General features: G+C 39.8%; 14 protein-coding genes. 10 read left to right on the top strand and 4 right to left on the bottom strand.

Annotated features, from left to right (window positions below; genetic code table 11):
* Positions 1-7: 7 nt before the first annotated feature.
* The 10 genes from M1F17_RS17660 to M1F17_RS17615 all read left to right on the top strand — a co-directional run bounded on the left by M1F17_RS17660 (position 8) and on the right by M1F17_RS17615 (position 7349).
* A complete protein-coding gene (locus M1F17_RS17660; protein WP_144140553.1) occupies positions 8-589 on the top strand; it encodes a fimbrial protein in 582 nt (193 codons plus the stop codon).
* On the top strand, positions 582-1136 hold the full coding sequence (locus M1F17_RS17655; RefSeq protein ID WP_004259293.1) for a fimbrial protein: 555 nt from the start codon (positions 582-584) through the stop codon (positions 1134-1136). The genes M1F17_RS17660 and M1F17_RS17655 overlap by 8 nt, the downstream gene beginning before the upstream one ends.
* 10 nt (positions 1137-1146) lie before the next feature.
* Positions 1147-1632, top strand: a complete 486-nt coding sequence (locus M1F17_RS17650; RefSeq protein ID WP_036958061.1) for a fimbrial protein — start codon at positions 1147-1149, stop codon at positions 1630-1632.
* Positions 1632-2162 (top strand): fimbrial protein, encoded by a 531-nt coding sequence (locus M1F17_RS17645; RefSeq protein ID WP_136134280.1) that lies wholly within the window; start codon positions 1632-1634, stop codon positions 2160-2162. Before M1F17_RS17650 ends, M1F17_RS17645 begins: the two co-directional genes overlap by 1 nt.
* Positions 2163-2179: 17 nt before the next feature.
* On the top strand, positions 2180-3022 hold the full coding sequence (locus tag M1F17_RS17640) for a fimbrial protein (RefSeq protein WP_096864459.1): 843 nt from the start codon (positions 2180-2182) through the stop codon (positions 3020-3022).
* A 14-nt stretch (positions 3023-3036) separates the two neighbouring features.
* Positions 3037-3309, top strand: a complete 273-nt coding sequence (locus tag M1F17_RS17635) for a helix-turn-helix domain-containing protein (RefSeq protein ID WP_004259284.1) — start codon at positions 3037-3039, stop codon at positions 3307-3309.
* Between the two features lie 375 nt (positions 3310-3684).
* Positions 3685-4653, top strand: a complete 969-nt coding sequence (locus M1F17_RS17630) for a siderophore ABC transporter substrate-binding protein (RefSeq protein ID WP_153674135.1) — start codon at positions 3685-3687, stop codon at positions 4651-4653.
* Positions 4654-4656: 3 nt separating this feature from the next.
* Positions 4657-5619 carry an ABC transporter permease gene (locus tag M1F17_RS17625; protein WP_004259272.1) on the top strand — a complete coding sequence of 321 codons (963 nt, stop codon included), beginning with the start codon at positions 4657-4659 and terminating at the stop codon, positions 5617-5619.
* Positions 5606-6589 (top strand): iron chelate uptake ABC transporter family permease subunit, encoded by a 984-nt coding sequence (locus tag M1F17_RS17620; protein ID WP_004259269.1) that lies wholly within the window; start codon positions 5606-5608, stop codon positions 6587-6589. Before M1F17_RS17625 ends, M1F17_RS17620 begins: the two co-directional genes overlap by 14 nt.
* 1 nt (position 6590) lies before the next feature.
* On the top strand, positions 6591-7349 hold the full coding sequence (locus M1F17_RS17615) for an ABC transporter ATP-binding protein (protein WP_144140549.1): 759 nt from the start codon (positions 6591-6593) through the stop codon (positions 7347-7349).
* Positions 7350-7699: 350 nt separating this feature from the next.
* Here M1F17_RS17615 and M1F17_RS17610 read toward each other — a convergent pair whose 3' ends face one another.
* The 4 genes from M1F17_RS17610 to M1F17_RS17595 all read right to left on the bottom strand — a co-directional run bounded on the left by M1F17_RS17610 (position 7700) and on the right by M1F17_RS17595 (position 13031).
* A complete protein-coding gene (locus M1F17_RS17610) occupies positions 7700-9166 on the bottom strand; it encodes a hypothetical protein (protein ID WP_144140547.1) in 1467 nt (488 codons plus the stop codon).
* 241 nt (positions 9167-9407) lie between these two features.
* Positions 9408-9908: a RidA family protein gene (locus M1F17_RS17605; RefSeq protein WP_004259262.1), complete on the bottom strand. Its 501-nt coding sequence runs from the start codon at positions 9906-9908 to the stop codon at positions 9408-9410.
* A gap of 123 nt (positions 9909-10031) precedes the next feature.
* Positions 10032-11450 carry an NAD(P)/FAD-dependent oxidoreductase gene (locus tag M1F17_RS17600; protein ID WP_004259261.1) on the bottom strand — a complete coding sequence of 473 codons (1419 nt, stop codon included), beginning with the start codon at positions 11448-11450 and terminating at the stop codon, positions 10032-10034.
* A gap of 918 nt (positions 11451-12368) precedes the next feature.
* Positions 12369-13031, bottom strand: coding sequence for a DUF1028 domain-containing protein (locus tag M1F17_RS17595; RefSeq protein WP_144140545.1), 663 nt, complete (start codon positions 13029-13031; stop codon positions 12369-12371).
* Between the last annotated feature and the right edge of the window lie 82 nt (positions 13032-13113).

Below are 13113 nucleotides of genomic sequence, written 5' to 3'. Positions count from 1 at the left end.
ATAATGTATGAAAAGGACTCTCCAGTTCAGCACTATCTTATTTGGCTTAGTTCCAGTGTTTACCTTTGGAACAAGTAGCTGGGATATTGATGGATTACACGGAACATTGACAGTAAATGGCATGATGACCGAGGCACCTTGTACGATGGATGTGACCAATTCAAAGCGCCAAGAAGTGTCTCTAGGGGAGATCCCTTCTTATTCACTCCGTAAACCTGGTGATAGAGCTGAGCCAGTGTCATTCGAATTAGAATTTAGGCACTGCATTCGTACGGAAAGTCGAATGAAAGACACTCGAACGGGTCGTGCACTTTGGGATGCAATGCAACCGGTGATAACGGTTTCTTTTGTTGCCGTATCGGATAAGCATTTTCCAGAAATGTTAAGTGTAAAAGGTGTCTCTGGCGTGGCGTTAGAAGTGACGGATGCACAACGAGAAGATATCAGGCTAGGAAGTCGTGGTCGTCCACAATTTCTCGATGCACCGCAAGGCACACTTCAATATTTTGTAACGCCAGTGAGAACTCCCGAAAAACTGACGGAAGGAAGTTTCAGCGCCGTAATGGACTTTAAGGTGGATTATGAGTGATTTAAATAAGCAGCGGTACCTGCTGGCATCATGTCTCGCTGGAATATTTTTTACATCGGTTTCCTATGCAGGATTACCTGATTCGCGTATTAGCCCATCAGGAAGTACAAGGGCGACAATTACGCCAGGTATGATAACCGTACCGATTAAAGGGGTTGTTTTGGCACCACCACCTTGCAAAATTAATGGCGGAAATATAATCAAAGTTAATTTTGACGAAATCATGAGTACACGGATTGACGGTAACGCCTATGCAAAATCGATAAATTACAATATTGATTGTGAAAAAAGACCGACATCACAAATGAAAATGACGTTGGTTGGTATTCCTGCCTCCTTTGATAGTGGTGCGATTGAAACAGACATTCAAGGTTTAGGGATCGCTTTTCGTTATAACGGAAGCAAACTTCGATTAAACCAAGAAATTAAGTTTGTGTATCCAAATGCCCCTCAATTTGAAGCCATACCTGTTCGTGATTTATCCACAACATTAACAAAGGGTGGGGTTTTTCATGCGGGCGTCACTATCAAACTTGATTATCAGTGAGGGGAAAATAATGAAAAAAATAATGAAAAGACTTCCTCTGATAATGAGTTTGTTAGTTATACCTGTTAGCGCTGCGATGGCAAACGATGTGGAATTTACTGGAACCTTGTTACTTCCACCGCCTTGCACTGTTTTTGAAGATAAAGTTCACGTCATCGAATACAAAGACATTGGTTTACATAAGGTTGATGGCGTTAACTTTGCGAAACCGATTAATTACGCATTGAAGTGTGAAGAAAACTTAAAAGGTTGGGACTTAATGCTAACTATCAAAGGGACAGCAACAGATTTTGATAAGTCGGCACTGGAAACTAATGTTCGAGATCTTGGCATGCGTATTACCCAAAATGGCCTCGGTTTTGAAATTAATAAACCGTTAAAGATTAGCTATGGGCAACCACCTGTTTTAGAGGTTGTTCCTGTAAAGAGATTGGGAGTTACGTTGCCTGAAGGAGGCTTTGCCGCAACAGGGACATTGCTAGCGGAGTACCAATAATGAAAAAACTAATTCAATGTGCAGTAGCTAGTGCCTTACTTATCAACGTTAGCACTGCTTTCGCTGTGCCTGATAATTTAAGGATTATCGGTAATTTAGTGGAGGAACCCTGCACTATTTTACCGGGTGATGAAAACATCCTGATGGAGTTTTTTGATACACCAGAAAAAAACTTTTACGCCTATGGTGAAACGCCTCCTAAAGAGTTTGCGATTAAACTGGCCGACTGTGACACAACGATAGGCAAATTTGTGGAAGTGACGTTTTCAGGAACACCTAATCTTGCACTTCCTGGTTTTATTGCATTATCAACAGGTAGTGTTGCATCTGGTTTCGCAGTGGGGTTACAAAACTCAGATAAAACACCACTGGCTATTGACCAGAAAGGCTCGAAGTTAACGTTACAAGATGGTGCTAACCAATTGAGGTTCTATGCCTATTTAAAAGGTGAACCGGATGCTATTGCAAATAAGACAATAAAAGTAGGCCCTTACAGTGCTGTAGCAACATTTAAATTAGATTATGAATAATAAGGCTGTGAACTAATATGAAAGTATTTTTATCGCTATTAATTGGTGCAGTCATGTTTTCATCTACTGCATCAGCCTCTGTTTTTTCCTATATCACTGAATCAAAGCCCGGTAATAACCCAAATAATGGGGATGCAAACTATAAGTACGTCATTGCTCGCTGGGACCCTGAATTGCCAACTACGCGTAATCCTTGCTTTAGGTGGTCGAAATGCTATCTCACCATAAGCCATAAGCATACAGCTGCTGGAACACCAGGGGCGGCAACCGTCGAGTTGGCCGAAATTTCTAAGTATGAATACATGCGTGACGTTCAGAATATACCCGGTGTTTTGGCAAAGGCGACAGCTCCAGCAACACAGTGGGCTGTTCATACTGGGGTTAGGCTACAGAATAATCAGGAATGTGTGGGGCTGTTTTACCAAGATCGTACTGGGGTTACGAGTAACGGTGGGTTAATTCCCGGCTCATTATGTGGTATTGCGCCTCCACCGATTGGGGCTTGTAAGATTAACAATACGATCCCTGATATTAACTTTGGTTCGATTAGTGAAGCTGAACTTGCTGGTCAATCAAAACAAGTAAACATTAGTGTGACCTGTAACTTAGCGATGGATGTGCTAGTGATTGCCACAGGTGTTAACGTGACAAATGGCCGTGTTAATTTACGACCAGATAACAGTTTATACGCGAATTTGTATCTAGGTGGAAACGATACGCCAGGAGAAGCTGGTTACAGAATTCATGTGCCTGCTGGTGGAACAAATTCGGTAACCATGAAAGCTGTATTAGGTACTAATGGCCGAGTTCAAGCCGGTCAGTTTGAAGGTGCCGCAGCCCTTATTTTAACTGTGCCTTAATAAATGGTGAAAATATGTATTCAGAAAATGGCAGTGAAAAAATCCATTATATGGTAGGTCAGAGGATCTTAGAAAAGCGTAGAGAACTGGGGTATACAGGGTTTCAGTTAGCTCAGTTATTAGGTGTTAGTCAACAACAGATTTCACGCTATGAAAGAGGCAAAATCAAGATTGATTTGTTTCACTTGTTTAAACTTGCATTTTTGATGGGAACACCAATTGATTGGTTCCTTGAAGATATCAGCTCTCAGCTCAGTGAAAATGGGCGACTGGATGATACGCAATAATAAGTCTTTAAATGGTTGTTAATGATAAATAGGTTGAGATGACGATTTTATGTCGCCTAACTGTAATAAAAGTCGCTAAGCAAACACGTACAGTAGAAAACTCAACCTATTTATTTTTGAATTAAGTGTCGTAACAAACTGCCAACCCTTTCTTTTATAGAGTTCTCCTTGTTTTTTATCTCTCTCTTGCCTTTTAACACTTTAAAATTCATAGATTCAACAAATTAAATTGATGTTTTTGTGCGTTGCAACAACTTTTTAGTGAATGCAAATGCAAACTAATATCATTTGCGCTTATTTGCGTGTAATATACGCTACATTGTGGATCACCAAATTTTATCATCAGTACTTTTATCGATGGACGGAGGAAATTAGATGTTTGCAAAATCATTAGTTTCGGGTATTGCGTTGTTATCTGCGTTAGTGTTAGCTGGTTGTGATAACGCAAAAGACACGACAGAAACAGCTCAAGTCGCAGAAAAACAAACTATCACAATAGAACATGCCCAAGGCAAAACTGAAATTCCTCGTCATCCGCAAAAAGTCATGGTGATGAACATGGAAACATTGGACATCATGGATGCACTCGGGGCACCAGTTGCCGGTGTTCCACAAACCAACGTTCACTTCCCTGAGTTCTTAACTAAATACAGTGGTTCTGAATACGTCAATGGCGGGACATTATTTGAACCTGCTTATGAAACCTTAAGTAATGCTAAGCCTGACCTGATTTTAGGTGGTAGCCGTGCTCGTGATGCCTATGACAAACTCAGCGGTGTTGCACCAACTATTTCATTAGATATTGATAACAAAAACTTTATTGGTAGCTTAACTGAACGTACTAATGAACTTGGCGCGCTATTCGGTAAAGAAGAACAAGCCAAAAAACTGATTTCTGACTTCAATACTAAAATTGAAGGTATCAAAGCTAAAGCGCCGACTGCGGGTAAAGCGATGGTAATCTTAGTTAGTGGCGGTAAAATTTCTGCGTATGGACCAGGTTCTCGTTTCGGTTTTATCTTTGATGTATTAGGTTTTGAACCTGCTTATGTGTTTGAAGAAAACACGGGTCGCCACGGTAATATCGTTAATGCAGAATTACTGGTGAAATTAAACCCAGACTGGTTATTTGTTATCGACCGTGACAGCGCAATTGGCAAAACGGATGCACAGCCTGCTGCGGAAGTATTAGATAACGCATTAGTTAGAAAAACCGCTGCATGGGAAAAAGGCCAAATTACTTACCTTGACCCAACTGCAGTATATATTGCTGGTGGGATCCAAACTTATTCTCAGTTAATGGACGATATCAATACAGCATTAGAGAAGAGCCAAGCAAAATAACCGATGAAAACGCTTTATCTTTTTTGTGGAATTGTCGCGTTATTGGTTTTAGCGGTATTAAGCTTGTTTATTGGAGCGGGTGACGTGTCACCCGTTTCGCTTTTCACCGACCCAGAGATGCAAGACATCTTTTTTATTAGCCGAATTCCCCGAACCGTCTCCTTGATTTTAGCTGGTAGCGCCATGAGTGTTGCTGGGCTAATCATGCAATTATTAACACAAAACCGTTTTGTTGAACCTTCCCTCGCAGGAACAACCCAGTCAGCCAGTTTAGGTTTATTGGTCGTCATGGTGCTTTTCCCAGCAGCAAGTATTATGACTAAAATGGTGGTGGCCAGCGGTTTTGCACTTCTTGGCACCATGTTGTTTATGGTGCTATTACGTCGTGTGATTTTAAAATCTGCCCTGATAGTTCCACTGGTGGGGATTATGTTAGGGGCAGTTATTAGCGCATTGACCATTTTTACCGCTTATTACTTCGACTTACTACAATCTCTTGGTGCATGGATGAGCGGTGACTTTTCTAGCATCATTCAAGGCCGATATGAACTTTTGTGGTTAGTGGGAATATTAACATTAATTGCTTGCTGGATTGCCGATAGCTTTACGGTGGCTGGTATGGGACGTGAGTTTTCAATTAATGTTGGCCTAAATTATCGCAAAGTGATGACCATTGGTTTATCGATTATCGCTTTAATCAGTGGCGTCGTGGTCGTGGTGGTCGGGGCATTACCTTTCCTAGGCTTAATTATTCCAAATCTCGTGAGCTTAGTGATGGGCGATAACATACGTAAAACCATCCCATGGATTTGTATTGCTGGTGGTGGCTTAGTTTTACTGTGTGACATTATTGGGCGCTTAATTCGCTATCCATTTGAAATCCCAGCAAGTGTGATTTTAGGTGTCGTTGGCGCGGTGATTTTTTTATATTTATTGTTGAAGCAACAACGTTATGCAAAAAGTTAATTCATCAATAGCGTTACCTAAAAAAGGGGTAACGCCGTTGCAAAGAATATGGATACTACTGGCACTATCGCTGCTATCCATTGTGCTTTATATGACGGTCAATTTGGGTAGCAATCTTGCTTATATTTTGCCGCATCGAGGCTATATTGTTCTCACCATGATTGTGGTAGCTTTCTCGGCTGGGGTTTCAACAGTTCTCTTTCAAACGATTGCTAATAATAAGATATTAACCCCATCTATCATGGGATTAGAAGCATTGTTTGTATTATTACAAACCATTTTTATCTTCTATAGTGAGAGTTTTCCATCCTCTTGGTTATTGAATATTGGTAAGTTTCTATTAGAGTCCACACTACTTGTACTGTTCTCTGTTCTGCTCTACCGCTGGTTATTTGTGTCAGTTAAAATGAATATCAACCTAGTATTGATGGTGGGTATCATTCTTGGCACATTATTTCGCAGCGTAGCGACATTGCTGCAGCGTTTAATGGACCCTAATGAATTTTCCATTTTACAAAGCCGGATGTTTGCCACCTTCACAAAGGGAACACCTGAGCTAATTCTATTCACATTAATGATCACGGCAGTCGTAGGTGTCCTATTGTGGCGCATGCGTTATTGTTTTGATGTTATCGCGTTAGGGCAAGCCAATGCGGTGAATCTAGGGATTAATTATCGCCAGCAAGTCACTGTCATTTTGTTGCTTATTTCAATATTAGTTGCAGTTTCTACAGCATTAGTTGGGCCTTTAACATTCTTAGGTTTGATGGTCGCGAATTTAGCTTATTTAGTGGCTGGCAGTAGCCAGCACCGCTATTTGCTACCCGTTTCCTTTCTACTTGGTGTCATTGCGTTGATTGGTGGGCAGTTGATTCTAGAATATGGCTTAAATATGGCTGGGACATTATCAGTTGTTATCGAATTTGTCGGCGGTATTTTCTTTATTTATATGGTGTTAAGAAGGTTTTAGTATGATTGAAATTAGTCAGATATCGAAAAGTTATCAGGATACTAAAGTCTTAGATAACGTAACAACAACAATTAAAAATAGCGGTATTACCTCAATCATCGGGCCTAATGGTGCAGGTAAATCAACACTGTTGTCGATAATTGGGCGCTTGTTACAGCCTGATTACGGTGGTTACGTCAAAGTGAATGATTTAGACGTATCGACAACACCGAGTGATAAATTAGCGAAATGTTTGTCAGTTTTACGCCAAGAAAATCAATTTGCCAGCCGTTTAACAGTCGAGGAATTGGTTGGTTTTGGGCGTTACCCATACACTAAAGGCCGTTTAACCATTGACGATAAAAAGAAAATTGATGAGTCACTCTCTTTTCTAAATTTGTCAGATTTACGTCACCGTTATTTAGATGAATTATCGGGTGGCCAACGCCAACGGGCTTATGTCGCAATGGTTTTATGTCAAGATACAGAATATGTTTTACTTGATGAGCCATTGAATAACCTGGATATGAAACATGCGGTGATCATGATGAAACTGCTGCGTAAAGCGGCAGATGAGCTAGGCAAAACCATTATCTTAGTAATCCACGATATAAATTTCGCTTCCGTTTATTCGGACTATATTGTCGCTCTGAGAAACGGTCGCCTGTCTTATCACGGTAAGCCAGAAGAGATCATGAAATCTGACATTATTGAGGATATTTTTGATACTCCGGTTGATATTAAACGGGTGGATGATCAGTATATTGCTCTCTACTACTAAATTTTCGTCATCCTTCGAGCTGTAGCGGTGTTGGCTACGCTCAGCTACTCGGGTCACATACTTTTGTATGCTCCCCGAGATATCTTCTCTTGCCGCCTTGCTACAGTTCGAATGATTTAGAAAATTAAATGGTTATCATCCTTCGAGCTGTAGCGGTGTTGGCTACGTTCAGCTACTCCGGGTCACATACTTTTGTATGCTCCCCGAGATATCTTCTCTTGCCGCCTTGCTACAGTTCGAATGATTTAGAAAATTAAATGGTTATCATAGTTTGAGCTGTAGCGGTGTTGGCTACAACCTAAATGAATGGGAATATTACCGAATAGAAGACCGTTAGTGGCAGAATGAATTCATTGCGGTGAAATTTCAATGTCTTCATCGGTTGTCAGTAAATCTAGTGATTGCAACACTTCTAAGCGTTTTATCCCATCGGCATTAACCACTAAACGCGCCAGCTCATTGTAGGTTTTTTTGTTAATTGTGACACGGCGGCAAAGGTAAATATGGTAGACCTTTTCACCAATGATTGTAGGTTCATCATCATTTACAGTGAGTTCTTCATAGCTAATATCGATATATTTTAGAAAATCTGAAATATTAAAGCGTGTGATATCAGCAATTGATGATTGGTTTTTTTCAAACACCGAATGGCGGTTATGAAGCAATACATCTTTGCGGTAATACAGGATATCTTCCATACGTTGGACATTAACTAAATTAACCCAATGGGATTTTTGTCGCATTTCACGGATATCAGGGGAGAGCATGTTTTCACTGATGAAGCGAAAAGACTCTTTGCATAGCCCGACAGGGGCCTTAACACCTTCACGATAAATACGTAGCTGTCTATCCGGGATCCACTTTTGGAAAACGCGATAGAGTTGCTCACGACCGATTTCTTTCAGCCTATCTTTGAAAATATAGCCAATAACCATAGCTAAAAATAAATTTGCACTCAATGCGCCATATTTTCCTTGCCAAAGAAAGGCGATTAACGTGGCAAAAATCATTGAGATTGCTGCAGCGATACCATAAATGGAGTGCAATAATAATGGCAACCCACGTTTATGGCGGATCTCTAAGTAAAGGTAGCGATTGATGTATTTTTTCAATAAATTGCGACGATATGTCACTAATTCGGCATCAGTTTCATCACTGGGAAAACAATCAGGGTATTGTTTCTTTAGGTAACGCATTTCTTGATACCAAAAATGACGGATTTCTTCACGTAACGGTATTTGCTTCTCAGCTAATAAATCACGCAAATAATTCATGGTGTAGTAGGTCATAAATTCGTCGCAATAAGAAAATGCATTTGAGCGAATGCTTTCTTCAATTTTTCCCGCCAGTGGCGCTAACGCCCGATAAACCCCGAGGCATTTCGCCATGTTCGCCATAAACTCGGTTAAGTATTCATCTGTTTGTCGTTGGGCGTTTTGGCTTATCATTTTGACATTAATTCGTACCGTGCGCTTAAAGGTTAAAGCATAGCGTTTTAACTTGTTCTCATACTCGTCCAATGAGGGTGGGTTTAATGGGTCACATTGTTCTAACCAGCGTTTTAAGTCATCTAATTCGCCATTTTCTTCTGGTAAAGCTGAAAGCTTAACCGTGGGTGGGCTTAAGCGGATATAGTTTTTGAGGCTACGTTGAAGGCTTGATGGCGTGTATAGATCAGGGTTGACTTGCAATGATGATGGAAGAAAGAAAAAACTTTCGACCTGATAGCGGATCTCTTTTGATTTACGAGGCAATAGAACTTTTTGTTTGATTTCAAACTGTTTTTTACCGTGGATCTTGAGAGACTCTTTAATCATATATTGCCTTATTTGATGCGATGACTCATTTTTACCCTAATGATTGCAGTGCTAATGATTGCAGTGCTAATGATTGCAGCATAGCACGTTTATTTATTGAAGAACTTTAAGCAATAGCATACAGGAAGCAATAATGACAGTCTGTGAGGGAATGTTGAAAGATGTGGCAATTAAGAAGTGTTATTATAACGAGGCACATTGCTATGCCTCATTATCGTTTAGCTATTCGTTATTGAATAACTTATTTTTTTGCAGCAGGGCGTACCGCTGTCACTTCTATTTCTACTCTCCAAGCTGGGTTAGCCAGTTTAGCGACTTGGAAGGTAGAACGAGCTGGCAGATTAGTAATTTTCTCAGACTCATAGAACTTATTGTAACCGGCCATGAAGCCAGCGAAGTCCATAGTACCTTGAGTTTCTTCACCACCAACTAAAAATACTTGCATTTTAACAACGTCATTCATTGTCAAACCCATACCTTCGAGGTTAGCTTGGATTTGTTTTAATACGTTGATTGTTTGTGCTTCGGTATTACCATAAGACTCTAAAACGCCTTCTTTAGCGTCTGCAGAGATTTTAGAAGGAACTTTTCCGCTTAGGAAAATGAGGTTGCCCGCATTGATTTCTACTGATTCAGAGATAGGGAATCCTTTCACTGGAACGCGTTTAACATCATCAGCTGCATTCGCACTTGCTACACCTAAAATCAAAGGCAGAGAAAGCAATAAAGTTTTATAGCGCATGTAAACTCCTTAACATTATCAAAGTAAATAGGATCTATTAATTTTATCAAAAATTAAACTTTCATTTAACTTTAAACTATTCGCTAATAGATCCACAGTAAAAATCGTTATTTTCCCCGTTTTTTAGTTAAAACGAGAAAGTTTATACGGCGTAGGGTCGATAAATGGTGTTTCACCCATTAACAACTCAGCCGTTAATCGACCAGATGCAGGGCTTTCTGTCATACCCCAGCCTGTAGCGGTGTTGATGACCAGACCTGGATACTGCTCGATGGTTGAAATAATTGGAATTTCATCATCCGTTGGTGCAACAGTACCACCCCAACGCTCAACCACTTTAGACTCTTTAAATACTGGGAACTCTTTTCTCAGTCTTTCTAGAACGCCATCTAAGTGTTCATTGTTTGGTGTATTTGTTGCCGTACGGAACTCTTCGAATGGTGTCTTCTCGTCTAAATTCCAAGATGTTGCCATCATGAAGGAGTTGAATAAGTCTTTACCAAGAGAGAATTCTAATGGTAATTCACCGCCACCTAATACATGTAGGAATCTTGGGCCTAACAGGAAGCTGTCTTTAACGATAGAGCTGGTAAAGATACGTGGTGCAACAGCATAAGTCCCATCAGCTTGTTCACGGAAGTGAATACCGTTAGGTAAGTGTACGTTACCTTTTGGTGCACCTGGTACGCCAGTAATACGTTGTTGTGACAGATAAACGTTTAGTGTTGGAACGTCAATACCTAAGTTACCCATGAACAGACGCGACCAAATACCCCCCGTCAGAACAACACGAGACGTTTTGATTGCACCTTTTTCAGTGACAACATCAGAAATTTTGCCGCCTGCAGTTTCAATACCACGTACTGCACAATTAGTGTAGATGCGAATACCGATTGATTTAGCGTAGTTTGCCATCGTTGGCGTAACAACTTCTGGGTCAAGGCTACCAGAGTCTTCTTCAAAACCACCAATTTTCCATGGGGTTTGCGCATCAACCAGACGATTAGCCAGTTCAGTACCTTCAATCATACGGGTACGTAAAGGCGTATCGAAACCTGGGTTTTCAGATGCAGACTTAATCCACGCTCTTGAAATTTCTAAATCTTCTTCGCTTGAAGGCACTTCAACGCGGCCTTGAACACGGTAGCTGGTATCAGCACCGATTTTTTCGTTCATACCGAGCCATTGAATTTTCCCATAGTGGTGTAAAGGGAAAATAGCTGGAGAGGTTTTGTAGCTGATGATTTGGCTATATGCACGGCCTGATTGCTCACCGCCCACAACACCTTTTTCACAGATAACAACATTAAGACCTTTCTCTGCAAGGTTAATTGCGGTCATGATCCCTTGAAGGCCAGCACCGATGATGACTGCATCCGCAGACTCTGGTAATTTGCCTTCTGTACCAGCAACAGCGGGTACGCGTGATTTAGTCGATTCAAAACGACCTTCACGATTGATCATAGGAACAACCGCAGCACCTCCTGCTAGAACACCAGCAGCACCAACCCCTAATAATAGCTTTCTTCTCGAGATTTTCATCTATAACCTCAATAACAATCTTGTTTTTTATATAGTAAATAATTTCAAATTGAGATAATGATCTTATCATATATTTTGTAATTGTTAAGTGGCGGTAGCATTTGTTAATAAAGGTCATTGAAATGAAATGCGACGTAAATTGATCTACTCAGTGCTGTAAAGGCTTTGTAGGTGATTACTTTATTTTAGAGATATAAGAATTAATATTTTTTTAATGTTAATGTCATTAAAAGTGTACAGGTGTAAATATGAAAATTTAGCTTAAAGGCAATAATTGATGAGGGGGTCAAAGAGGGAGATTAATATTTCACCATAGATGAAAATTCTGAATATCCCTTAAGTTCTAAAATTGGGAAATTAATATATAAATGAGTTTTAAATGTACTTTTTGAGCTATTTTTGTTCATTTGATTATTAATCATCCATTTGTTAAGGCTTGCAGTATTTAACCGTATTTAATATTGATTGGCTAGGTTGCATAAATATTGTCCACTAGGTTAGCTGGAGAGATGTTTTATAACCAATTGATAATAAATGTTATTTTGTTTCTGTGGTGAAGCGCCTAAACAAAAATAAATAACCTAGTCTTTATTAAGGTTAATTATCGTAATCATTTATGAGATAGAATTAGATAAATTTAAAGCAATAGATGTTTTTCATTATTTTTAATGTTGTTAAAAATAACCACTTATTTTCTGATGGCAACGAATAGTAAAAAGTAATAGGACGTATGACAAGAGTGAATAATTAAGATTAAGTAATGAATGATAAATTGAATAATAAGCTAAACTGGCTTTAATGATAAAAAATACAGAGTTATTCATGCAGTTAATAATATTTTCATAAATAGTTACTTTTACTTCAGGTACACATCATTCAGTTATTTTACTTTATTAGTCGATATGCACCATGATAGCTTCACTTATTAGCGATATATTCATTTCCTGTGGGGATTTGCGCGAAAAAATTAGCATAATCCTCGGAGCGAACCTGTTGAAGGATGGTTTCAAGCGCTGATAGCGGTGCTTCTGACCAATCGCAGCGAATATCAATGTCTGCGTATTGCCGGTCATTCCATACTTTTAATGCAGCGGAGCGGATGCCTCGATAATCACCACCTTCATCGGCACCAGCTTGCATGGCAATAAGTAATCGATCAGCCAGATCTTGATGAGCATTTTTATGATAGCTTCGATGAATAGCATCCAAAACTTGTTCACTAGCTAACATATTTCCAGCAATGGCTAAGTTGGGTTCCGATAGACTTCCACACCAAGGTAAGCAATATTGACCTGTCCAATCAGCTGTATCACCATAGTTATCCATAATAATTAATTGTCGCCGTTCACAGTCAATATCTTCCTTAACCAGATGATTTAAGCTTTTATTCGCATTATGGCCTTGCTGCAAATATTCAATACCTGTTAAGCCAGCAATGGGGTTGGTCATTGCTTGAGTTGCGATTGCCCCCGTTTGGCTTTTGCCATGTAAGACCAATGCACCAACCGCAGGGCCACCTGTTGCCGTCGCTGCACCTATTTTTCCTGTCAATGGGCAGCGCGCCACAATTGAAAATGTCATTTTACACCTCATAAATTAGACCTTGATCAAATTTATCATTATAAATTCTTGCTTGAAATATAATTTATCATCATAAATAAAG

It is taken from the genome of Providencia sp. PROV073 (genome assembly GCF_033688125.1).
In the GTDB taxonomy this organism is placed as follows: Bacteria; Pseudomonadota; Gammaproteobacteria; order Enterobacterales; family Enterobacteriaceae; genus Providencia; species Providencia hangzhouensis.
The sequence above is the reverse complement of the archived record's forward strand: the minus strand, read 5'-3'. Positions and strand labels throughout refer to the sequence as shown.